Annotated in this window: 16 protein-coding genes and 1 pseudogene; 15 read left to right on the top strand and 2 right to left on the bottom strand. The window is 44.3% G+C overall.

Annotated elements, in window-relative coordinates:
* The first annotated feature begins 150 nt into the window (after positions 1–150).
* The 8 genes from HMPREF9243_RS09195 to HMPREF9243_RS09160 all read left to right on the top strand — a co-directional run bounded on the left by HMPREF9243_RS09195 (position 151) and on the right by HMPREF9243_RS09160 (position 14,916).
* Positions 151–7,812, top strand: a complete 7,662-nt coding sequence (locus tag HMPREF9243_RS09195; RefSeq protein WP_013668977.1) for a G5 domain-containing protein — start codon at positions 151–153, stop codon at positions 7,810–7,812.
* Positions 7,813–8,168: 356 nt separating this feature from the next.
* On the top strand, positions 8,169–9,212 hold the full coding sequence (locus HMPREF9243_RS09190; protein WP_013668629.1) for a phosphate/phosphite/phosphonate ABC transporter substrate-binding protein: 1,044 nt from the start codon (positions 8,169–8,171) through the stop codon (positions 9,210–9,212).
* Between the two features lie 170 nt (positions 9,213–9,382).
* On the top strand, positions 9,383–10,120 hold the full coding sequence (gene phnC / locus HMPREF9243_RS09185; protein WP_013669380.1) for a phosphonate ABC transporter ATP-binding protein: 738 nt from the start codon (positions 9,383–9,385) through the stop codon (positions 10,118–10,120).
* A gap of 10 nt (positions 10,121–10,130) precedes the next feature.
* Positions 10,131–10,934, top strand: coding sequence for a phosphonate ABC transporter, permease protein PhnE (gene phnE / locus HMPREF9243_RS09180; RefSeq protein WP_013669276.1), 804 nt, complete (start codon positions 10,131–10,133; stop codon positions 10,932–10,934).
* A gap of 11 nt (positions 10,935–10,945) precedes the next feature.
* Positions 10,946–11,761 (top strand): phosphonate ABC transporter, permease protein PhnE, encoded by an 816-nt coding sequence (phnE, locus tag HMPREF9243_RS09175; protein ID WP_013670029.1) that lies wholly within the window; start codon positions 10,946–10,948, stop codon positions 11,759–11,761.
* A gap of 11 nt (positions 11,762–11,772) precedes the next feature.
* Positions 11,773–13,353: a bifunctional UDP-sugar hydrolase/5'-nucleotidase gene (locus HMPREF9243_RS09170; RefSeq protein ID WP_013668989.1), complete on the top strand. Its 1,581-nt coding sequence runs from the start codon at positions 11,773–11,775 to the stop codon at positions 13,351–13,353.
* 23 nt (positions 13,354–13,376) lie between these two features.
* Positions 13,377–14,354 carry a LacI family DNA-binding transcriptional regulator gene (locus HMPREF9243_RS09165; protein ID WP_013669745.1) on the top strand — a complete coding sequence of 326 codons (978 nt, stop codon included), beginning with the start codon at positions 13,377–13,379 and terminating at the stop codon, positions 14,352–14,354.
* A gap of 76 nt (positions 14,355–14,430) precedes the next feature.
* A complete protein-coding gene (locus HMPREF9243_RS09160; RefSeq protein ID WP_013669057.1) occupies positions 14,431–14,916 on the top strand; it encodes an S-ribosylhomocysteine lyase in 486 nt (161 codons plus the stop codon).
* 68 nt (positions 14,917–14,984) lie between these two features.
* On the opposite strand, the gene HMPREF9243_RS09155 is transcribed toward HMPREF9243_RS09160, so the two are convergent.
* Both HMPREF9243_RS09155 and HMPREF9243_RS09150 read right to left on the bottom strand, forming a co-directional pair.
* Positions 14,985–15,824 carry an aldo/keto reductase gene (locus tag HMPREF9243_RS09155; RefSeq protein ID WP_013668990.1) on the bottom strand — a complete coding sequence of 280 codons (840 nt, stop codon included), beginning with the start codon at positions 15,822–15,824 and terminating at the stop codon, positions 14,985–14,987.
* A 90-nt stretch (positions 15,825–15,914) separates the two neighbouring features.
* A complete protein-coding gene (locus HMPREF9243_RS09150; RefSeq protein WP_013669774.1) occupies positions 15,915–16,679 on the bottom strand; it encodes an alpha/beta fold hydrolase in 765 nt (254 codons plus the stop codon).
* A gap of 176 nt (positions 16,680–16,855) precedes the next feature.
* On the opposite strand from HMPREF9243_RS09150, the gene rlmD reads away from it, so the two are divergent.
* The 7 genes and pseudogenes from rlmD to HMPREF9243_RS11040 form a co-directional block, all read left to right on the top strand.
* The gene (rlmD, locus tag HMPREF9243_RS09145; protein WP_013669220.1) at positions 16,856–18,235 is read left to right on the top strand and encodes a 23S rRNA (uracil(1939)-C(5))-methyltransferase RlmD; all 1,380 of its coding nucleotides are present in this window, start codon (positions 16,856–16,858) and stop codon (positions 18,233–18,235) included.
* Positions 18,236–18,457: 222 nt separating this feature from the next.
* On the top strand, positions 18,458–18,676 hold the full coding sequence (locus HMPREF9243_RS09140) for a hypothetical protein (protein WP_013669203.1): 219 nt from the start codon (positions 18,458–18,460) through the stop codon (positions 18,674–18,676).
* Between the two features lie 332 nt (positions 18,677–19,008).
* Positions 19,009–19,851: a MerR family transcriptional regulator gene (locus tag HMPREF9243_RS09135; RefSeq protein ID WP_013669498.1), complete on the top strand. Its 843-nt coding sequence runs from the start codon at positions 19,009–19,011 to the stop codon at positions 19,849–19,851.
* Positions 19,852–20,137: 286 nt separating this feature from the next.
* Complete coding sequence (locus tag HMPREF9243_RS09130) at positions 20,138–20,695, top strand: ECF-type riboflavin transporter substrate-binding protein (protein ID WP_013668752.1); 558 nt, start codon at positions 20,138–20,140, stop codon at positions 20,693–20,695.
* Complete coding sequence (locus HMPREF9243_RS09125; protein WP_013669680.1) at positions 20,695–22,425, top strand: ABC transporter ATP-binding protein; 1,731 nt, start codon at positions 20,695–20,697, stop codon at positions 22,423–22,425. The genes HMPREF9243_RS09130 and HMPREF9243_RS09125 overlap by 1 nt, the downstream gene beginning before the upstream one ends.
* The gene (locus tag HMPREF9243_RS09120; RefSeq protein WP_013668942.1) at positions 22,426–23,268 is read left to right on the top strand and encodes an energy-coupling factor transporter transmembrane protein EcfT; all 843 of its coding nucleotides are present in this window, start codon (positions 22,426–22,428) and stop codon (positions 23,266–23,268) included.
* A gap of 131 nt (positions 23,269–23,399) precedes the next feature.
* Positions 23,400–23,746 (top strand): annotated as a pseudogene (locus tag HMPREF9243_RS11040) (S-adenosyl-l-methionine hydroxide adenosyltransferase family protein); the annotation flags it as partial.
* Positions 23,747–23,772 lie beyond the last annotated feature (26 nt).

Below are 23,772 nucleotides of genomic sequence, written 5' to 3'. Positions count from 1 at the left end.
AAGAGCCGCTACGCTCTTCCTCTTGACAAGTTTAAATTTCTGAGTAAATGTGTCGGCAAGAAATAAGCAAGAACTGTAAGCAACAAAAAAGAGCTGGCCAAAGGCCAACTCACTATATATAAAGTCCAACTTATTGGGGTCACCATAGGAGTGGGAAGTGTCGCTATTGCGGCATTTTTAGCGGGCCAAGGGCAAGAGGTTCAGGCCGCTGAAACCACTCCCACAACAGCGGAAACTGGTATCAGCCAACCCGCTGCTTTAGAAGCGAGCCCGGTGACCCCTGGTTCAACCGACACAGGAAGTGCACTTCCTTTAAATGAAGCCCTAAATACAGCGGCTCCAACAGCAGTTCCCATAGCCAGAGACGGGGTTGCTAGAACAGAAAACGGAACGATTAGAACAACTACCAATGATTCCTTAGCCGCTGATGAACACGAGGTCAAACATTACCGGGATTCGGACTTGGCCAATAATGGGGTTTCTTCAATTATTACAGCAGAAGATGTGGGCACGACTAGGGAAGGGGTTACCGCAAGCGTGCTTAATCCATCCCCTACCTCTACGGATAAGAAAAAATTTGGGATCCAGGTTGAAATTGATCGGGCCAATTCTGACCGTACCTATACCAATGTCTATGTGACTGACAATAAAAGAGGAGCTCAGGTTAAACGGGGTAATGGGGAATTTGTAAAGCCTGGTCAAGATCCAGATTTTGCAAATGTCAATTATCCTAAAACTGCTGCAGAAGCAGAAAAAATCAACGCAGAGGTTTCACCAGGCCGTCAAATTACTATAAATATAACAACCGGAGAAGAATTTCTTAAAGACCTCAATGCTGTAGATAATAAGAATACGACCTTCGCTTGGAAATCAGAATACACCCGGGATAACCCTAATACCAAGATGTTTACTGGTAAAGACTTTGCAACAGGTTTTTCCGTCAATCCTTACCCTAATGAGAATAAGAACTTATCCATTATTTCGGTTGTAGGTGAGACCAATGTGGCTAAGGTGCCAGTCCAAGGTCAATACCTGAAGACCGGAGCGCGGATTGAGAACCTGTTGCCAGAAGACTACACTCGAATTACTAGCGAGGTCTACCATCCAGATGGTACCGTCGTTGATCCCAAGGAAGCTCGGGCCATTTTAGTAACGCCTGACAATCAAGCGGAACTCACAGCCCAAGTTGGTGCCGTGAATCCAGGTGACATTGTCTTCAAGATGCCAGAGGGGGCTCTCCAAGATCCTAATTCTATCTTTAATAATAATAAATTTAGAGGCATCCAAAACCTAAGGGCACGCTTCTTTGCCAGACCGCGGACGGCGGATGAATTTAAGAACATAGTTAATGAAATTAATACTAATCAAGGTTATACAGATAAGTATTACGTCGAAACCGGTGCTGGTACACAGGTTATTAACCACAATGGCCAAGCCGTCACCATCGACAAGCAAGGGATTGCCCGCTACGACCACTACAACAAGGTCGGGGAAATCACGGTTAATCTGGACGATACCCGCTACTATGACCAGACCTTTAACCGCATCCAAGACCCTACTAAGGATACCGATTATTCCAATGCCCTGAGACCCGGTAAGTCCATTACCTTAAAGATTAACTCGCCAAGCGGTGTAGGATCCGACCCTTCTAAGTCCTATGATGACATGAAGAATGCCCAAGCTGAAGGCAGGACTAATGGGAAACTGGTGGACCAATTCAAGAAGGCCGCTGAAGCTAAGGGCTGGAAGGTGGAAACCACTCCCGGTAATCCGTCTGAATTTACCGTGACGGCGCCAGCCGATGCCCAACCCGGGGATACCATGTACTTGCCGATTGAGTATACCTATACCAACGGCTCCAAGGATACCCACGCCTTCTATTTCGTAGTTCAAGATTCTGATAACAATGTGCCCGCCTACCACGCCGAAATTGGCTACCAAGGCGACACCTTAAAGCAATTACCAGAAATCCCAGATGATCCCAATAAATTGAAGCCAGACTCCTTTGAATTGGTACCGGGAACCTATACCGATGACCGGGGCAATGTCTGGTCCGATGTCAGTGTGAATCCTACAACGGGTGAAGTAACCGCCGTTGTTCCTGAAGATGCGGATATCGTAGGGGGCGAGAATGTTTACATCCCTGTTAAGGCCAATTATATTGACCCGGTCACTAAGGAAGTGCGTTCAGAGACGGTTAAGGCCCAATTTATCGCCCGTCCAACTAACGTGGCCCAAGGCGGCCATGCCGTCGTGGAAGAAATTCCTTTTGACACCCATGTGGTCTATGACGACACCCTCGATGTGGGCGTGATCAAGAAGACGGATGGGGAACTAGGTTCTAAACGCACCGTCTATGACTGGAACTTCGACAACCGTAGACGGGTTAACCGTGATGGCCGGATGGTGGAACAACCGGTGATTTCTAAGGTTCAAGAAAGCATCATCAAACCTAAGAAGGATGCGGAGATTCGGATTGGTGTCCGACCTAAAACAGAAACAGTGGTCATTCCTAAGGGCCTAGAAGTTGAAATTGACAACACCATGGCGCCTGGAACAAGTACCGTTGTTGATGAAGGTCATGATGGGGCGGTTACGGTTAAAACCACCCGTAACCCTCAGACCGGTGAAATTAGTCTGACCCAAGAAGTGACCACAGCGGCTGCTCCTAAGAAGATTAAGCTGGGTGCCAAGACCACCGGCACAGTGGTTGATACTGATGAAATTCCATTCAACTACACCGTGGAATTCGATCCGAACTTCTACACCAACTACCCAGATGCGACTGAGAACTACAAGGTTGTCACGCCAGGTCATGCCGGGTCTAACAAGAAGACCTGGACCATTGAAAACTCCAAGGTCGTGGGCGAGCCTGTCGTCGAAACAGTCGCTCCAGTTAATGCCGTGATCAAGGTCGGTCAAAAAGACTACCAAGGCAGCTTTGAAACAGTAGACAAGGATCCAATTCCTTATGAAACCGAATATATTGTGGACAAGACCTTAGAACCAGGCGCTGAAGTCGTGGAAAATCCAGGGGAACTGGGTGAACAAACCACGACAACCACTCATACCATCCAGAATGGTCAAGTGACAGCATCCACACCAGGGCAAGCAACACGAACGAAAGAACCGGTTAAACGGGTCGTTCGCATTGGGGCGAAGACAAATGGTGAACACCAAGTGACCGAACCAATTCCATTCCAAGTGGAAGTGAAGAAAGATCCATCACTCAAGAAGGGCGAATACAAGGTCGAGACGCCTGGTAAGGCAGGTAGCCAAACTAAGACCCTGACCATTGAAAACTCTCAAGTAACGGCAACATCTGAACCAACTATTAATGAACAAGCTACCAATGCGGTAGTCTTAGTCGGTGACCAAGACTTTACCGGCGAAGTCAGCCATGATGTCACTGAGAAAGTCCCATTCCCAGTCAAGGTCATTGAAGACCCAAGCCTAGACAAGGGCACTTACCATGTGGACCAAGAAGGGGTGCCAGGAACTAAGACTACGACTTACACCCAAGCTATTAAGAATGGGGCCGCTGATGGGGCATTGACATCAGCCGTGACAGCCGAAACGCCGGCAAAAGAACACATCATCCGTGTGGGGACTAAGCCTTTAGCTGGTTCAGCGACGGTCACAACGACCAACCAAAAACCATTTGATGTGGACATTGAATACGACAACACCAAGTCTGCCGGAACGGTAGAAATTGTTCCGAACACAGGTATCCCAGGTGAAGAAACTAAGACCACACCGGTCACTGCTGCAGATGGCACAGTAACAGCAGGCGCCACCACGACAACGGAAACCAAGGCACCTGTCAATAAGAAGATTATTGTGGGGACCCAAGGCTACAGCGGGGAATTTAGTTATGACTATATTACCTACATGCCTTTTGAAACTGAAGTTGAAGTGGATCCAAACTTAGCACCTAATGAAGTGGTCGAAGTACAAAAAGGTCAACCAGGTAAAGTTTCTAATAAAGTAACGCAAAAAGTTGTTAATGGCGTTCTTCAAGACCAACATGTTTGGACCCCTGTCCAAGTAACAGATGTTGTTAACCGCAAGCTTAAAGTCGGCGCCAAGACAGAAGGTGTTCATACTTACACCGAAGAGCTACCATTTACCTACACGGTGGAATATGACCCAGCCATCGAAGCCGGCAAGTACGAAATCGTGACCCCAGGTAAAGTGGGCTCACGGACCACCGAATGGCCAATTACGAACTCTGTGGTCGGCCAAGGCAAGGTGACCCAAGAAACTCCAGCTACAAATGCCCTCATCAAGGTCGGCAACAAAGACTTTGAGGGAACATTTACAACTGTTGATAAGAACCCTATCCCATTTGAAACAGAATACAAGGTCGATCCAAGTCTAGCACCTGGAACGGAAGTGGTGGATCAAGAGGGTATTCTCGGTGAAGAAGAGACTCCAAGCACCCATAAGATCGTCAATGGTCAAGTGACGGCGTCAACTCCAGGTGAGACTAAGCAAACCAAGGCGCCAGTCAAGAAGATTGTTCGCATTGGGGCCAAGACAGACGGAACTTACACCCACAAGGAAGAGCTTCCATTTGAAGTCGAAGTACGGAAAGTCAAGGACCTCAAGAAGGGCGAATCCAGAGTGGCCCAACAAGGTCAACCCGGTGAACAAACAACCACTGTCAGGATTGAGAACTCTCAAGTTGTTGGTACACCTACCACGACGCTAACGAAGTCAGCAGTCAAACACATTATCGAAATTGGCGACCAAGACTTTACCGGTGAAGTGTCCCATAATGTCACTGAAACCCTCCCATTCAAGGTGGACATCCAAGAAGATCCAAACCTCCCACTCTTTGAAATCCAAGAAGTTCAAAAGGGAGAAAATGGCTCTGTGACCACCAAGTATAGCCAAGCCATTAAGAATGGTTCGGCTGATGGTCAGCTGAAGACGGAAGAAATCGCGCGGACGGAACCCAAGACCCATATCATCAAGGTCGGCACCAAGGCTCCGGAAAATACTGAAAACAGAGTCAAGGAAGTTCCAGCCGAGATTGAATATGTCTACGATAATACCAAGGACAAGGGCAGCGTTGAGAAGGGTGCCTACACGCCAGGTAAGGTTGAGACCAAGATTGTTAATAAATTCAACCCTCAAACCGGTAAGATTGAAACCACTACGGAAGAAGTCGTGACCCCAGCCAAACAAGTCATTGTGGTGGGCACCAAGGACTTCTCTGGTGAATTCAAGCATACCGAACAAAGCTTGGCACCATTCAAGACCGAATATAAATTGGATCCAAGCTTGAAGCCAGGCCAAGAAGTCGTTGAACAAGAAGGTAAACTCGGTTTAATTGAACGCGACGTCAGTCAGAAATACACCAATGGCACAATGGCCGATAAGGTCTTTGGTCAAACCCGCGAAGTGATCGCTCCAGAAAATCGGATCGTTCGCATCGGTGCCCAAACGACTGGCAGCCACACTTCTACAGAGGAAATTCCATTTGATGTCAAGGTTGAAGTCGATCCAAGCTTGCCTAAGGGTGAGTACCAAGTGGTGACACCAGGTCAACCCGGTACTAAGGAAACGACTGTAAGCATTGAAAACTCTCAAATTGTTGGCGAACCCGTGTCCAAAGTGACCAAAGAACCTGTCAGCCAAGTGATCAAGGTGGGCAACCAAGACTTTACCGGTCAAGTGAACCATACTGAACGCTTCGAAGTGCCTTACAAGGTAGAAGTCCGTGAGAATCCAAATCTCAAGGCGGGCGAGACCAAGCTGGTTCAACAAGGTCAGTCCGGTTCTTATGACGTGACCTATACCCAAGCCGTTAAGAATGGCCAAGCCGATGGTCAACTGGAACGCGCAATCTCTAATCCAGTCGAACCGAAAGCGCACATCATTGAAGTCGGCACCCAGCCTGTTGCTGGTACCGAAACAGCCATTAACAAGGAAGTTCCAGTTGAAATTGAATACGTCTTTGATGACAGCCTTGAAAAAGGTCAAGTTCAAACCGGTCAATTGACCCCAGGTAAGACAGAGACCAAGGTCGTTTCTAAAGTGGTGGACGGTCAGGTGGTCAATACGGAAGAGACGGTAGTGACCCCAGCTAAACAAATTGTCCGTGTTGGTTCTAAGGACTTCACTGGTGAATACAAGTTCTCCAATACCTGTCCTGTGCCATTCCCAGTTGAAATTAGAGAAAACCCTGATCTCACAGTTGGAACAACCAAGACGGTCCAAGAAGGGGTTCCTGGGTCTAAGACTACGGACTACGCCCAAGCCATTAAGAACGGCCATGCTGAAGGTGCACCGGTCAGCCAAGACGGCGCCTACACTGCACCAAAAGCCCACGTCATCGAAGTGGGTACCAAGCCAGTGGCAGGCAACACCCACGAAGTCAACAAAGATGTCCCAGTCGAAACCATCTTTGAATATGACCCAAGCTTCGTTAAGGGCAAGGTAGAAACCGTCCAAGTCATTCCTGGTCATGTGACTACCCAAATTGTCAACAAGGTAGTTGATGGCAAGGTAGTGACCGAGGAAGTGCCAGTGGTAAGCCCAGCCAAACATATTGTTAAGGTAGGGACCAAGGACTATACCGGCAGCTTTACTACGGTCGACAAGAATCCTCTTCCATTTGAAGTAGACTACAAACTGGATCCGACTTTGGAAACCGGCAAAGAAGTTGTTGACCAAGAAGGCGTCCCAGGTGAAGAAGAAACCCCAACCACCCACACTATTGTGAATGGGCAAGTGACGGCTTCGACGCCAGGACAAAGCAAGCAAACCAAGGCCCCAGTCAAGAAGATTGTTCGCATTGGAGCTAAGACCGACGGCAGCTACACCCATACGGAAGAAATTCCTTTCAAGGTGAAAGTGGAAGTGGACCCAAGTCTCAACAAGGGCGAATTCAAGGTAGAAACCCCAGGTCAAGCGGGTCAAAAGACCACTACTGTGACAGTGGAAAACTCTAAAGTTGTAGGTAGGCCAAATGTGGTTGTGACCAAAGAACCGGTCACTGAAGTGATTAAGGTGGGCGATAAGGACTTTACTGGTCAAGTCAGCCATACCGAACACTTTGAAACTGCCTTTAAGGTGATCGTCCGCCGCAGTGATGCCTTGAAACCAGGCCAAGTGAAGACGGTTCAAGAAGGGGTAAAAGGGGCTTATGATGTCACCTTTACCCAAAAGATTAAGAATGGTCAAGCTGACGGCCCACTCCAAGCCGATCGCCATAATGAAGTAGCGGCAGTTGATCACATCATTGAAGTAGGACCAGATTGCCCAATTTGTCCACTCCCTGAAAATCCTGACCAACCAGGCCAAGACAAGCCTAATGAAGATAAACCAGGCAACGATACACCAGGTGGCCATACCCCTGATGGTGAAAAACCAGATAAGCCTGGCTCAGGTGGAAACACCCCAGGAGATGGCAATCCAGAAGATCCTAAGCCAAATGATAAGACCCCTGGTCAAGGGACTTCTGACCATGATACCCCAGACGGATCGACTTCTAATGAAGGTGTCCCAGCTAAGGACAAGTCTGATGGGAACACCCCAGAGGATCCTAAATCAGGCCAAGAAACTCCAGGAGATAAAATCGCAAGGGATAAGAGACCAAGTCATGACCAAGACACTGATCCTGCATCAGCTAAACTTAGTCCTGTAAGTCATAAGGCAAGTGCTGTGCCAGCGACTGAGTCAGTGCAAGTCACTTCCAGCTTACCTCAAACAGGTGCTCTTGCTTCAGTAAGCGGACTTGGCCTATCCTTGCTCCTGGCTGGATTAGGCTGCCTCAGCCTCGACCGTAAGAAAAAAGCATAAAACTTTCTCTAAGAAAGTTTAAGATTTTTTAGCCGAAGTGTTTTACTTCGGCTTTTTTCGTAATTTGGAAGAAAAGTCATAAAAGTTAAAACATTTGCCTATTTAATTCATAGCTTCTTCATAAATGGCCTTTATGATATAGATAGTCCAAATAAATTTCTTTATATTTTTCTCCCAGCGAGCTTTCCTAGTGAAGGCTCGTTTTTTTGTGGCAAGAATGGATTAGAAGTAAAAATTTTTACTAAAACATGTAAAAATTTACAAAAACTATACTTTGAATTGACGGTATATTTATATAAATATGAGATCCTTTAGGTGTAAAAGTAATTTTATTAAAAGCCTACAAGGAGGAAAAAATGAGTATCAAGAAATGGCTATTGAGTGGTTTAAGTTTAATGACCGCTTTTGGTTTGGCAGCTTGTGGTAATGAAGGTGGAGAAAGCGGGGATTCAGCTGAGGCAAGTAATCATATCGATACTTTATCAGTAGAATTCGTTCCTTCTCGTGACCCAGAAGAAATTATTACTGTTACTGATCCTTTGAAAGATATTTTGAAGGAAGAGTTGGAAAAACAAGGTTTTACTGTTGATAACGTCGATATCAATGTTGGAACCAGTTATGAAGCGACTGGAGAAGCTTTAGAGGCGGGAACCACTGATGTTGGTTTTATTCCAGGCGGTACCTATGTCCTTTATGAAGAAGGAATCGAACCAATTTTAACAGCTACTCGTGGCGGGTTATCTGTTACCGGTGAAAACCCTCAAGATTGGAATAAGGAACCTGTTACTAAAGTAGACGACCAAGTCACTTATTACCATGGCTTAATCTTAGCTGGACCAAGTGAAAAGGGACAAGAATTAGCTGAAAAAGTTAATAACGGTGAAGAATTAACATGGGAAGACCTCAATTCAGCTAACTGGTCAGTAATGGGAACTTCTTCTCCAGCGGGTTACATCTATCCATCACTTTGGTTACAAGATCATTTTGATAAGAATATCACTGATCTAGACCATGCCGTTCAATCGGACTCCTACGCTTCAGCTTTTGCTCGTTTAGCATCCGGTCAAGTTGATGTAATGGTTACTTATGCTGACGCCCGTTTAGATAATCAAGATAAATGGCAAGAACAATTTGGTGGTTCTGATGAAATCTGGGAAGACGTTCAAGTTATTGGTGTAACCAAGCCAATGATGAATGACACCATTTCAGTTTCTAAGAATTCTGAAAATATGACTCCTGAATTAGCCGAAGCCTTGCAAGAAGCTTTCATCAATATTGCTCAAACCGATGAAGGTAAAGAAATTATTGCGGTTTATACCCATGAAGGCTACGAAAAAGCAGAACCATCTGATTATGATACTGAGCGTGAAGCGCAAAAATTAGTGCAAGAAATGAATTAGATCTAACCCTAGGGTTATTTTGAGTTTATGAATAAGTTATTAGGATAAAAAGTGCTTCAATCGATGCCCTCTATTGGTTGAATGCACTTTTCCTATTTCTATTTATGGCGAAAGTACTGATTGTGTTAGAGGCACAATGACCAATCCTGTTTTGGAGAAAGGAATAAAAAATGATTCAATTTGAACATGTGGATAAGGTTTATGAAGGTGGCTTAAAAGCATTAGATGATATTAATTTAGACATTCCCAATGGACGTTTTGTAGCGATTGTAGGTAAATCCGGAGCGGGAAAATCAACCTTAATTAGAACCATTAATAAAATGCATGATATTAATGGTGGGAAACTAACTGTTAACGATATGGATGTTTCTGCTCTAGAAGGAAGTCAATTAAGAAAATTCCGGAGAAATATTGGGATGGTCTTTCAATCCTTTAATCTAGTTGAAAAGACCACGGTTCTTAACAACGTATTGACTGCCTTTTTGCCAGATTTGGCCTGGTATCAGAAAGTCTTTTCCTTATATACTGAAGAGCAAAAAGTCAAGGCTCTTGAAGCACTTGAGAGTGTTGATATCCTCGACAAGGCTTATGATCGTGTTGACCAATTATCTGGTGGTCAAAAGCAACGGGTGGCCTTAGCACGCACCTTGGTTCAGGAACCATCGATTATATTAGCCGATGAACCGGTAGCGAGTCTGGACCCGATTTCATCCAAGCAGGTTATGGATTACTTTAAAACGATTAACCAAAGCCAAGATATTACGATTTTAATTAATATTCATGATGTCGATATGGCCCTGGACTATGCGGATAGTGTGATTGGAATTAACTCAGGAAAGATTGTTTATTACGGCCCCAGTAGCGAGGTTACTCAAGAGATTTTAGATACAATTTACAAGAAGTCTTAGGAGGTTTAAAGTGTTTAAACGAAACGAATATCAACTGGCTTCTGGGAAGGTATTTAAAGAGAAACGATCATGGACGCCAGTGATTTTATTAGTTTTAGCGGTTGCTCTATATGTTGCTTTGCAGGTGACCGAGTTTGATTTCGCTGACATTATCAAACGAGGCCATCAATTAACCACCATTGTTGCCCAGCTCTTTCAACCAGATTGGTCTTACCTCTCTGACGTCATTCAACCTTTGATGGATACTATTAAGATGTCACTATTTGGTTCCTTTGCCGGGGCAGCAGTTGCCTTACCATTTGCTTTTCTAGCGTCATCCAATATGGTCCATTTTGCGCCAGTAAACTGGTTAGTCAAGGTGCTGTTTACGATTATTCGTACCATTCCAACCTTAGTATCAGCTTTAATAGCTACTTATCTTTTTGGCCTAGGCACCTTAGCAGGTACTGTAGCTATTTTCCTGTTTTCATTTTCCTATGTGGGTAAGCTCTTATATGAAGAGATTGAAACAACTGATTTAGGAGCTTTTGAGGCCATGATTGCTATGGGATATACTCGTCCTTTTGCTTTTTTAAAAGGTGTTATCCCTAATATTATGCCTTTCTATCTGTCTACCGCACTCTTTAACTTTGAAGGGAATGTGCGCTATGCATCGATCTTAGGTTATGTGGGTGCTGGTGGTTTAGGTTTACTCATTAATGAAAATATTGGTTGGCGCGATTATGAAAAGGTAGGAACAATTCTCTTTGTTCTATTAATAACCGTTTTCATCATCGAAAACTTAAGCCGTTATATTCGGCGCAAGATTAGTTAGGAGGGCTAACTGTGACAGATTCAATTAAAACCGTATTGGATAAAGAGCCGAATTATCGAGCAATTCAAGGAGTTATTACTGTAGTTGTTCTGCTGATATTATTTTGGTCATCCAGTGTGATTGATTTTTCTAATTATAGTCAGGATGGTTGGGCTGTAGCTGGAGAAATTATTTCTGGCGTCCTCCATCCTGATATGAGTATGCTGACTGATTTTTCTTCTAGTGGTTTATGGTACTTATTATTTGAAACCGTCTGTATCGCCTTTGTTGGGACCTTAATTGGTGGTATCATATCCTTACCTTTAGCTTTTTTATCATCCAGTAATGTGGTTCCCGCTTGGTTAGCAGCAATATTTCGAGTTGTTATTATGATGCTTCGGACCGTTCCAGCTATTGTCTATGGATTGATGTTCATTCGGGTAACTGGTCCAGGGCCTGCTGCTGGGGTCTTAACCATGACCTTTACCTCGATTGGGATGTTAACTAAGCTCTTTTCAGAAACCATTGCCGATTTAAATACCGATATTTTAGAAGCCTTTCAAGCGATGGGAACGACCACCATGGATCAAATCATGTTCGGTATTATTCCTCAGTTATCGGCTAGTTTCTTATCGACCTTAATTTACCGTTTCGATATGAATATTCGAGATGCAACGACCCTAGGTTTAGTTGGTGCTGGTGGGATCGGGGCCCCCCTACTATTTGCGATTAACTCTTATCGCTGGAACCAAGTCGGAGCGATTTTAATTGCTTTAATATTACTTGTTTTCTTAGTTGAGGCGATTTCAACCAGACTACGTCAATACCTCGCCTATGGTCATTTTTAGAAAGGACAAGCATGAAATTAACTTTACTCGCCATGAGTGACGTTCATGGACATTTTTCAACCCAAAGTTTTCAAGCAAGGAATAAAAAGACGGCTAACGGTCTATCCCGTTTTGCCAGTGTTTTAAAGGCCAAGCGTCGCCAGGAAGAGCATCTCCTGTATCTGGAAAGTGGGGATATGATTCAGGGCTCGCCCTTGACCAATTATGAGGAAAGCCATCATGACTATGCCAAGATATCCAGCCAGGTCTATAATTATGTGCAGCCTGATGTCTGGACCCTGGGTAACCATGAATTTAATTTTGGCTTAGATTATTTAAAGAAATCCATTAGCCATATGCCTGATTCCCTGGCTTTGGCTAACGTGATTTCAGATGGAGAGGTCTTTTGCCATAAGCCCTATCGGATTTTTCAATGTGAAGATATTCGAATTGGGGTCCTGGGATTGGTTACCCAGTATATTCCTCATTGGGAGAAGGAAGAGAATATTGAGGGCTTAGAATTTAAGTCCGCCCTGGAGACGGCCCAATACTATATCCCATTGATGAAAGAAAGCGAACACTGTGATCTTATTTTTATTATCTATCATGGGGGCTTTGAATGTAATTTGGAGACCGGCCAACCGGAAGAGGACTTAACCGGAGAAAATGAAGGCTATGCCCTATTAACCAGTGGCTTGCCGATTGATGCCTTCTTTACCGGGCACCAACACCGTGAGATTGCGACCGTATGGCAGGGGATACCCATCATTCAGCCGGGTTTTCGGGCGCAAAAATATGGCGAAGTCATTTTAGAAGTTGATAAAGGAGCAGATGGCAGGCTGAATAAAAAGCTAGTAAGCTGCCAATTGCACTCGCTTGCTGACCAGCCGGCTGACCAAGGCTTAGAAGAATTACTGGCAGAGGATAATGAAAAGATTCAAAATTGGTTAGATCAGCCACTTGGCCACTTGAATCGACCCGCCTTAGTGGATAATTTCTTTGAGGCTCAAGTTGAGGGCAATCCTTATTTTGCCTTGACCAATAAAATTCAGATGGAAGCCGCAGGAACTGATATTTCAGCCTCTTCAGTTTTTAATTTGGACGTCTACGGCTTAAAGCAAGAAGTGACCATACGTGATTTGGTGATTAATTATCCTTTCCCTAATGGCTTGTGTCGAATTAAGCTAAGCGGTAAAGAACTGAGAGAAAACTTAGAGAAAAATGCGGAGTACTTTGCCTTAGATCACCAAGGCAACTTGGTAATTAGTGAGGATTACCTCAATCCTAAGGTAGAAGTTTATAACTATGATATTTATTCGGGGATTGACTACACGATTGATGTGTCTAAAGACCGAGGCCAGCGGATTGTTCAACTAGACTATCAGGGCCAAGCGGTTGAAGAAGATGATGAATTGTACCTAGCCATTAACCAATATCGGATGGCGGGAGGCGGTAACTTCCCACATTTCTCCAGAGATAAGGTCCTAGAAGAACTGCCAACCGATATTCCCAACTTAATCATCAATTATCTAGCCAACCATGATATTGTTGAAGTGCCAGAAAACGACAATTATCAGGTGATTGGTTATCAAAGTATAAGTGACGATATTTAATGCAATGTGTTGAAGGTGAGTAGATGACAACTTTAAAGGATATTGCTAAGGCAACAGGTTATTCTGTATCAACGATTTCTAGAGTATTGAGAGAAGATTCTACCTTATCCGTTAAAAGCTCTACCCGTCAAGAGATCACGGCCGTCGCTCAAGCCATGAACTATGTCATACGTGGTGTCAGTAGCCAGGCCTATGATATTCTCGTCATTCATAAAGACGACCATTTCCGCGACCATATCGATAATGCTTATTATTTTAATATGCGTTTTGGAATTGAATCCATCATCCATGAATATGGGTACACTTGTTATTTTGTTCCCGTTAGCCGCTTACAACAGTTCAAACGGACTTTTGATGGCGTCCTATTATTGGGCAATTTTACTAAAGCAGAGCAAAAAGGAATCATCACTGCTTATCGAGGTTACCCCATTGTCACGGTTTGCTTAATGAATTTTTTCCCTGATCACATGGACCAGGTGGCCTATGATATTGAAAAAGCCATGGAACTTTTATTAGGCCAGGTGGCTGATGAAGGGTATCATTCCTTGGTTTATGTATCTGGTGAAGAAATTGATCAGGCCCGTTTGACCAGCAGTAAGGAACAAATTTTACGGGCTATCTTGCCGAAGTACCCGACCATTGACTGCCAAGAAATTATTTCCATCAAACAAAGTTCTTATTCCGGTACTCAAGCCGCCAAGAAATTTTTTAGTCAAAGAGAGACCTTGCCTGAGGTGATCATCTGTTCCAATGATCCCATCGCTTTTGGCTTTTTAGGGGTCATGCAAGATTTAAAAATTAATATACCGATCTTATCCATCAATGGCGATTCTTACGGGGAAGTGACGACCCCACAACTGACTAGTGTTGATGTGAAAACTGAAGAAATTGGTCAGGTGGCAGTGGAAAGATTATTAGAGCGTTTGAAGGAACCTCAACGTCCTTACCAAAAAGTTTTAATTCAACCACAAATGCTCCTTCGACAAAGTCATTTGCCCTAGCTCAAGCTAGACCCATAGCCCATTACCACTGCCTGTGTTATCATTAATAAGGAAAGTGATAAAGGAGCGTGAAAATATGGCAAAAGTTGAAAGTTTTGATTTAGACCACAATAAAGTGAAGCCCCCTTATGTACGGGTGGCTGGTCGTGAAGAGGGGGAACATGGTGACCAAATCACCAAGTTCGATATTCGTTTAGTCCAACCCAATGAACAAGCAATCTCTACTGCAGCCCTTCATACTATTGAGCATATGTCAGCGGCTTATATCCGTGACTATCTGGATGGGGTGATTGATCTATCCCCAATGGGCTGTCGGACCGGTTTCTATTTGATCATGTGGGGCCAAGCGGAACCCGAAGAAGTTGCGGTAGCTTATACTAAAGTGTTACGGGATATTATTAAGAGCGATTGGTCGGATGTCCAAGGAACCGAAGCGGTGTCCTGTGGGAATTACCGTGACCACTCCCTCTTTGGTGCCCAAGAGTGGGCCAAGAAGATCCTTGACCAAGGCTTCTCTAAAGATCCCTTTGACCGCCAAGTGGTCGAAGTGCCCGAAGATTAGCCTAATTTAAGGCAAAAGAAAAAGCGTTATTTCTTAAAATGGGAAATAACGCTTTTTAACTGTTGTTTTTAGAAGGGTTTGCTATCAGGATCTGGGGCTTCGACGTCAGCGACAGTATCCAGTAATTCCATATCGCGGTCAGTCAGTTGGATATCAAAGACATCTAAATTGGCTTTGATATTTTCTGGGGTCTTAGACCGTGGGAGTGGCACAAAGCCATGTTTTAAGGACCAAGCCAGGGCAATTTGAGCTACCGAATAGCCTAAGCGGTCGGCAATGGCTTGAACTTCTTCATTGTCGAAGATCTCTCCTGACCCAAGCGGGCTGTAACCTTCTAGGAGAATATTATGTTTCTTGCAATAGTTGACGATATCTTCTTGAACCAGACCTGGGGTTAACTTAATTTGGTTAACCATAGGAATGACCTTAGCGGATTCTAAGAGGGCGTCCAGGTGGTAAGGGAGGAAGTTAGAGAGCCCAATGGCCTTGGCTTGGCCTTTTTCATAGATAGTTTCTAGAGCCCGCCAGACTTCGGCGTTCCGTTCTTTATAGCCGGGTTCTTCTCGATAAGGTTTGGGATTAGGCCAGTGGATGAGGAGCAGGTCGACATAGTCTGTGCCTAATTTTTCTAAGGATTCTTCAAAGGAGGCCAGGGTATCTTCGTAACCGACCTTATCGTTCCAAACTTTTGTGGTTAAGAAGATGTCTTCCCGGGGCACGGGACTCTTTTTGATGGCTTGGCCCACCCCATGTTCATTGCCGTAGTATTGGGCAGTATCGATATGGCGGTAACCCACTTCCAAGGCATAGCTGACGGCATTGACCACCATGTCGCCTTCTTCCAATTTCCAGGTACCAAAACCGATGGCAGGAATTTCAACACTATTAGATAACTTATAGGTTTTCATTGAATCTTTCCTTTCTCTATTTTGTCAGACTGCTTGAATTTGACTTCATAGTAACATGCATCAGGGCAGAGACATAACAGTTTGATCTGATCAAGTGTGAATGGTGGATGGGTCTTTTCGAATAAAGTGCTGGTCGAAGAAATTGACCATGGCCTTAGTCGTATCGATATCGACCAGGTGACCGGCATCTTCCGCTAGAAAATGAATATGGGCAGCGGGGTTCTCTTTAACAAAGGCTTCCGTCTGGTCAAAGGGGACGCGCTGGTCTTGGCGGCCGTGCCAGATAAATAAGGGACGTTGGCCTAAGCGCTCACTGTGTCTAGACAGGTCATAGTTTTCTAGCCAAGCGATGAGCTTGAAATAATCATCTGGCATAAAACGCTGGGCGGCTTTGGCGTGTTGGTAAAGACGTTCAGCATAGGCCAGGGGTTGGGGAGTTCCCATTAAGGCGGCCGCTGCTTGGATATTGGGGTGCTGGGTCAAGAGGGCAAAGATGGTCATCCCACCCATAGATACCCCGGCAACCGCCACCTGGTCACTAGCTAGCTGGCGTCTTTGAAAGAAGTCGACAATATAGGAAAATTCGAAGAGATTGCTCTGGATACTTTGCCAGAAAGTCTGGGAAGGAATACCTTGAACAGGCACTTGGCGCTCACCATGGTTAGCGGCATCGGGCACAATGACTCGGCAACCCAGTCGAGCCAATCTGCGGGCAGCGGTAAGGTTTAATTCCTTGTGCGACCGCCAACCGTGGTAGTAAATGATTAAAGGTAAAGTCTTATGAACTAGGTCTTCGGGGACACATTCCAATAAGGGAATGGTGCCTAGCCAACGATGGCGGATAGTGATGGACAAGTGAAGACTCCTTTTCTAGTCTAAAATCATTTGGGACTTTTAAATAAGGATAAAACAAAGGCTAGAAAATGTATAAAGAAGTGCTCGCTTAGCTAGTCTTGGGAATGTCTGTCAAAGGAGAAAAGTCTTTCCTTGCCATGCTATAATATAAAGGACCAAAGAGAGAGGATGTCAATATGGCAAAGAAAAAATGGCAAGCGCCAGTTAAAAAGAACCAGATACTCGATGTCACCATCACTGACCTGACTTATGAAGGCATGGGTGTGGCTAAGATCGACCGCTACCCCCTATTTATTCAAAATGCCCTAGTGGGGGAAGACTGCCAGGTCAAGGTGGTTAAAGTCCTGAAAAAATTTGCCTTTGCGATTGTTCTCAAACGCTATAATGATGCGGACAGTCGTGTGCCTCTCCGTGATGAGAATGGCCTAAGAACTGGGACTATGCCTCTGCAACATATGGCTTATCCGGCCCAGCTGGCCTTTAAACGCCAACAGGTGGTCAACAGCTTACAAAAACAAGGCCTGCTGGAGAAAACACAAGTCTTAGAAACCATTGGCATGGAAGAGCCTTGGCACTACCGCAATAAGGCCCAAATTCCCATTGGTCAAGCGGATGGCAAGCTCTATACTGGCTTTTACCGCAAGGGGTCGCATAAGTTGGTTCCCATGACCGATTATCAAATTCAGCTGCCAGGGATTGATGAAACCTTACAAAAAGTGCTGGCTATCCTTAACCAGTATCCCATTTCTGCCTATGATGAAGACAGCCACCAAGGCTTACTCCGCCACCTGATCGTTCGCCAGGGTTACTATACTGGCCAAGTCATGTTGGTGATTGTGATTAATGGGAAAAAGCTTCCTGAAGAAGAGAAAATCGTCGCAACACTCAAAGACGAACTTCCTGACCTAGTTTCTATTGTGATTAATTCTAACCAGAAAAATACCAATGTTATCATGGGCCAAGACCAACGGGTGGTCTATGGCGAGGACCTTTATGAAGACCGCATGTTTGACCTAACCTTCCGGATTTCCTCCAAGTCCTTCTTCCAGGTCAACACCAGCCAAGCGGAAAAACTCTACCATCAAGCCCTGGAAGCTGCTGACCTCAAGGGCGATGAAGTAGTGGTGGATGCTTATTGTGGGATTGGGACCATTTCACTTTGCCTAGCCCAAGCCGCTAAAGAGGTTTATGGGGTCGAAGTTGTTCCTGATGCCATTAACCAAGCCCGCGAAAACGCTCAGCTCAATGGACTGGATAATGTGACCTTCCAAGCTGGAAAAGCAGAAGAAGTCATCCAAGACTGGGTCCAAGCGGGACTCAAACCCGATGTCGTTGTGGTTGACCCACCACGCAAGGGTCTTGCAGAAGACTTTATCCAGTCTGTCTTAGAGGTCCAACCACCAAAAATTGTATACGTTTCCTGTAATCCAGCCACTCTAGCCCGTGATTTGGCCAAATTTGTCGACCAGGGTTATCAACTAGGTAAGGTTCAACCCGTCGATATGTTCCCACAAACCCACCATGTGGAAGCGGTCGTGGGTCTGACGCGGAACTAATGACGGAATGATGTGGGAATAGTGAACCACTGAGTGGGTAGTATCAATGTCACAGGCCTAAGTGAAGAGAAATTAATAAACAGACCCCATGTCAAAAATTCCCAAGAAGTCGACTAAAAAGAAGGATGCTAAGCTCTTTCAAAGACTGTAATAAGCTCTACTAGTGTATACTTTTAAAAAATTTAGCTCTTTGATATAGTAAAAAAAGGAGGATAGTTGTATATGTCACTATTTGATAAAAAAGATGAAGAGAAATATGAAGAAATTGTAGAAGATTTTAATCTGGAAGGCCTTAATCAGGATGATTTGGAGGTACTATTGAACCACTCAAATGAAGCATCTTCTAGTGGCTTAAGTGCTTTGGTTGTCCAAAATTATATCATCATGAGACAACTTGATAGGCTAAATAAAAATATAGAACAATTAATGAAAAAACAATAAGTACAAGTCTAAGAATACGTTAACAAGTATAGATAAAATAAACCCGACAGGCCTCTTATATTAAAGAGGGCTAAGTCGGGTCTTTTGATTGCAAAAAATTAGCCACACCACATATGAGGATGGATGAATAAAGTTGTTATAAATAGCATAATAACGAGGTTCTTGAGAAGTTGAGACTTTTTAAGGACATCGCTTTTTGCTTTTCAGAGAAGAAATGTGAGGAAGATGATGGAATAAGTTCTTCAAATTTAATATTAATTGAAGATGTTGAAGATAATTCTTGACCTGTCCCTGAGGCTCCGTGATATCTTTAGATTGAAGGAGGGAGTCATATGTTACGCGGTGAAGTGCAAAAGCAAACTGGATTAACACGGAAGGCAATCGAATACTATGAAGAAAAAGGTCTAATTGCACCCCATAGGGAAGAAAATGGCTACCGTAGCTATAGTGAATTGGATGTTGATAAACTACATAAGATTGCTACATTAAGAAAGTTAGATTTAAGTCTGAATGAAGTTGAAGAAATCCTGAATAATGAGAAGCAGCTTGCGACTATCCTTCGTGAAAAACAAATAAAAAGCGAGTTAGATCATCGCAAACATCAGTTGCTGCAAAGGCTAATCGCTGGAGAATCTATTCAAGAAATTGAACAGGAAATATCTTCGATTAAAAAATATGACACCATGTATGAACGCTTGCAATTGATTTTTCCAGGTTACTTTGGTCAGGCCTTCTTTTATGCATATCAACCTTTTTTGAATGAGCCAGTTAAACAGCAAAATGCAGCTGCTTTTGAAGAATATATTGATTATTTAGACTCCTTGCCCATGATTAAATTTTCCGAAGAAGAAAAAGACTGGATTGAAAAAATCGCTTCAGACATAGATCTATCTATGTTAGATAAAGTGAATAATAGCAAGCAGGCTGCGGTTGAAGCGCCTAACGAATGGTTTGAGAGTAACAAAGAGTCTGTCAAGGCCTATCTAAATTTTAAAGAAAGTGATGATTTTAAAAGCAGTCCCTTATACTCAATGAATGAAAAAATTAAAAATTATATGGAGGACAATCATTATTATGAAAAGGCGATTCCTTTAATAAGGAAGTTTAGCCCGCAGTATGATGCCTACTATAAGAAATTGCTGGAAGCAGATAATTCATTGAAGGATAAATTATAGGAGTAGGATTTTTGTGAAAGTAAGGGATGAGGTTTCGAAATATACTTTGTGTATAATTTAAGTGTAGAGAGAAGCTCCTGTGAGGGGGCTTTTTTAGTGGATTGAAATTCAAAGCGTTAATCATTAAACGAAAAAATTAAAAGTTTTACAATAATTAATTATCTTTTGTTGAATGTGCACGCTTGATCGGTAAATGATAATTCACTTTCAAAAGTGCTATGATAGAATAACTTAATCACAAAGAACTTAAATGTTAATGCTATTTGATTTAAGTAAAGGAGGAAAAATGATGAATAAACATTTTAGCACACGAAACATTGTTGCAGTCGCTATTGGAGCAGCCTTATTTGGGATTTTGATGACTTACGGAGGGATTCCTGTTTTTACCAATACCAAGTTATCAACAGCTTACATTGTCCCTATTGTGGTTGGGGCCCTCTTCGGACCGGTACAAGCGGCCTTAGTTGGTTTGATCGGGAACGTCTTCGCGGATGCTTTAGGCGGAAGTGGTTTCTGGCTGGATTGGACCGTGGGCAATATGTTTGCTTGTTTCTTTATCGGTGCCTTACCGCTTTACGGTGCCGATATTCGACGGGGGATCTTTACGGCTAAACACGCGGTGATTTATGCCTTGGTATCGGTGGTTGGCTTAGAACTTTCCTTTGGTTTGATCACACCGCTCTTGACTCAGGTTTTCTACGGGGGTGAATTGGCCATTACCATCACCCAGGCCCAAGTGGCGGTTCTAACCAATGCCATCGTTGTCCTTGTCGTTGGCATTCCCTTGCTCTTTACGCTGGCTAAACGTTATCGGGGGACAGCAAACTTGGTAGATGAAGACTAATGCAGCAAAATAGTCTTTCACCAATTATTCAATTTAAAGATTTTTCTTTTACCTACGCTTCCGCGCAAGAACCAGCACTTAAAGACATTAACTTGGACATTTATCCAGGCGAAAAGATTCTGATTTTAGGCGCCAGTGGGAGCGGAAAATCCACCCTGGGACAGTGCATCAATGGACTGATTCCTAACCAGTTTGAAGGGACCATCACTGGGACGGCCACTGTTGCTGGGCACGCGGTGGGATCTTCATCGGTTTTCGATTTGTCCCAAGAGGTTGGTTCGGTCTTGCAGGATAGCGATGCCCAATTTGTTGGCATCAATGTGGCTGAGGATATTGCCTTTGCTTTGGAAAACCGTAATACGCCCAGGTCTGTGATGAGGGCTTTCGTTGACAAGGTCGCTCGGCGGGCTGGGGTGGTTGACCAGTTACGGTCGCTACCCTATTCCCTGTCCGGCGGTCAGAAACAAAAAGTCTCTGTGGCAGGTATTCTAGGGGAAAAGAACCAAATTTTACTCTTCGATGAACCCCTAGCAGCCTTAGACCCCCAGATGGGACTATCTATGGTTGAACTCATTGATTCTTTAAATAAGCAGGATGGCAAGACCGTGATCATCATCGAACACCGCTTTGAAGATGTCCTCCACCGGCCTATTGATCGGGTGGTTTTATTAGACCAAGGACGGATTGTGACTGTGATGACGCCGGATGAACTGATTACTTCTGATCTCTTGATTCAATATGGGATTCGCGAGCCCCTTTATATTAGTGCCTTGAAGAATATGTACGGGGGCTTGAAGCAAAAGGAAGGCTTGACTCAGTTAGAGACCATCGACCTCGCTCCCTATCAAGGAAAACAGCCTTGGCGGAATGATGAGGGCTCTGCTTTTAAAGAAGCTGAGGCAAGTGGTCAAAATTCGCAAAGTGATTCTGACCAAGTCATTGTTCATTTAGAGGACTTGAGCTTTGGCTATGATCCCGAGCAGCCGCTTATTCAAATCCCAGAACTAACCATTAAACGAGGAGAACGTATCGCCATTGTGGGTGAGAATGGGTCAGGAAAATCCACCTTGGCCAAGCTCTTAACGGGTGTCTTAAAGCCGCAGTTGGGGAGTATTGATCGCCTAGGTAACCCGGTTACTATCCAAGAAATTGCCCAACTGATTGGCTATGTCATGCAAAATCCTAATCAAATGCTGGTGACGGATTCAGTCTACCGGGAGATTGCCTTGGGATTGGAATACCGGCAAGTCGATAAGGATGAAATTGAAGATCGGGTCCAGCAAGTCCTCCAAGTTACCGGCCTTTATCCAAAGCGGAACTGGCCAATTTCAGCCCTAAGTTACGGACAGAAAAAACGCTTATCGGTAGCCATCGTGCTTGCCTTGGAACCCACTTGTATTATTCTCGACGAGCCAACTGCTGGATCGGATTATGCCCATTACCGGGAAGTCATGGAATTTATTGATGACTTGAACCAGACCTATCAAATGACCATGATCTTCATCACCCATGATATGCACCTCGCCTTGGAATACACCGACCGGGGCTTGGTCATTGAAGACGGCCACTTAATTGCTGACCGACCGATTTTTGACATTTTAGCTGATGACCAACTGGTTCAGCGGGCGTCCTTGAAGAAGACATCCATTTTTGACTTTGCCAAGCGCTTGAATTTACCGGTAGCTGATTTTGTTCAGGCTTTTATTAAAAGCGAAAGGGAGGGAAAGTAGATGCATGAGCAATTGATTATCCGTTATGATATTGGCGATGGCTACTTTGATCGCCTAGCGGGGTCAACCAAGTTATGGGTTTTTGTTACTGCGCTAGCCTTAATGATGGTGTCTTTCGATTTGCGGATTATCCTTCCCCTCTTTCTTATCCACTCCTGGATCTTTAAGCAGGTTTACCGGGAAAGTCGGGCGTTGAAGTTTATCTTTCGCTTTATGTTAATCATGAACCTGATTAATGTCTTGCTTTACTATCTGGCTAATCCCTTAACCGGGACCGATCTGGCGGGACAAATAACGGTTTTATATCGCTTTAATGATTACTTTGTCATCACCTATGAGACCTTAATTTACTTTTTAGCCAGAATTATGAAGATGATCGGCAGTTTGATTATCAGTCTCTGCTTTATCTTAACCATTACCCCCACCCAGTTAGCCAGTGGTTTGTATGCCATGGGGGTTCCTTACCAAATTGGCACCATGTTCTCCTTGGGGCTGAGATATATGCCGGATATCTTTCGTGATTTTACCGCCATTAAGGAATCCATGCAGATGCGGGGCTTGGAGCTCAATCCTAAGCGGGCCAGCGTCTTCAAACGGCTCAAGGCCAATACTGCTATTCTCTTGCCCTTAATTATTGTCTCTTTTGACCAGGTCGAAACCATTTCCAGTGCCATGGATCTGAGAGGCTATGGCCAAGGGAAAAAACGGACTTACTATGGAGACCTTGAGCCTGGTGACCATGATAAACAGATGCGCCTCTTAGCCATGGTGCAAGGGGGAATCTTTGTTATTTATATGTGGTTACGACTTACTGGAAGAGTGCATGAATTGTGGGTTATTTAGATAGGGATTGCAAGTTTTATTCATTATTCCTAGCTATTTGATCCATCTAGAGAAGGGAGACCATTAACATAGTGAAACCTATATTAGTATTTCAGACCGATTTTACCTACAAGGAGGCTGCTGTCAGCGCCATGTATGGGGTGGTCAAGTCAGTCGACCGTGACTTAGAAATTATTACAGGGACCCATGAGATTCCCAACTATGATATCTGGAGCGGTTCTTTCCGACTTTACCAACCCATGCAATTCTGGCCTAAGGGAACCATTTTCGTTTCAGTCGTTGATCCTGGCGTGGGGACCAGTCGGCGGGCTTGTTTGCCCAGACCAAAAACGGCTACACCATTGTGAGCCCCGATAACGGGAGCCTGACCCATGTTGCCGAACACTTTGGGATTGAAAGGGTGGTTGAGATTGATATTGACTGCCACCGCCTCAAAGACCAGGGGACGGAGGAAATATCGGTCTTTCATGGCCGTGATGTCTTTGCCTATTGTGTGGCTCGGCT

Source organism: Aerococcus sp. Group 1, assembly GCF_000193205.1.
GTDB lineage: Bacteria > Bacillota > Bacilli > Lactobacillales > Aerococcaceae > Aerococcus > Aerococcus urinae_A.
This window is presented reverse-complemented; position numbering and strand designations above follow the sequence as displayed.

Excerpts from the sequence above, each read along its gene's own strand:
- HMPREF9243_RS09120 (WP_013668942.1), top strand. The coding sequence starts at position 22,426 with ATGCATGAGCAATTGATTATCCGTTATGATATTGGCGATGGCTACTTT.
- HMPREF9243_RS09170 (WP_013668989.1), top strand. The coding sequence starts at position 11,773 with ATGAAATTAACTTTACTCGCCATGAGTGACGTTCATGGACATTTTTCA.
- HMPREF9243_RS09190 (WP_013668629.1), top strand. The coding sequence starts at position 8,169 with ATGAGTATCAAGAAATGGCTATTGAGTGGTTTAAGTTTAATGACCGCT.
- HMPREF9243_RS09165 (WP_013669745.1), top strand. The coding sequence starts at position 13,377 with ATGACAACTTTAAAGGATATTGCTAAGGCAACAGGTTATTCTGTATCA.
- rlmD (WP_013669220.1), top strand. The coding sequence starts at position 16,856 with ATGGCAAAGAAAAAATGGCAAGCGCCAGTTAAAAAGAACCAGATACTC.
- HMPREF9243_RS09140 (WP_013669203.1), top strand. The coding sequence starts at position 18,458 with ATGTCACTATTTGATAAAAAAGATGAAGAGAAATATGAAGAAATTGTA.
- HMPREF9243_RS09135 (WP_013669498.1), top strand. The coding sequence starts at position 19,009 with ATGTTACGCGGTGAAGTGCAAAAGCAAACTGGATTAACACGGAAGGCA.
- HMPREF9243_RS09130 (WP_013668752.1), top strand. The coding sequence starts at position 20,138 with ATGATGAATAAACATTTTAGCACACGAAACATTGTTGCAGTCGCTATT.
- HMPREF9243_RS09160 (WP_013669057.1), top strand. The coding sequence starts at position 14,431 with ATGGCAAAAGTTGAAAGTTTTGATTTAGACCACAATAAAGTGAAGCCC.
- HMPREF9243_RS09155 (WP_013668990.1), bottom strand. The coding sequence starts at position 15,824 with ATGAAAACCTATAAGTTATCTAATAGTGTTGAAATTCCTGCCATCGGT.
- phnC (WP_013669380.1), top strand. The coding sequence starts at position 9,383 with ATGATTCAATTTGAACATGTGGATAAGGTTTATGAAGGTGGCTTAAAA.
- HMPREF9243_RS09125 (WP_013669680.1), top strand. The coding sequence starts at position 20,695 with ATGCAGCAAAATAGTCTTTCACCAATTATTCAATTTAAAGATTTTTCT.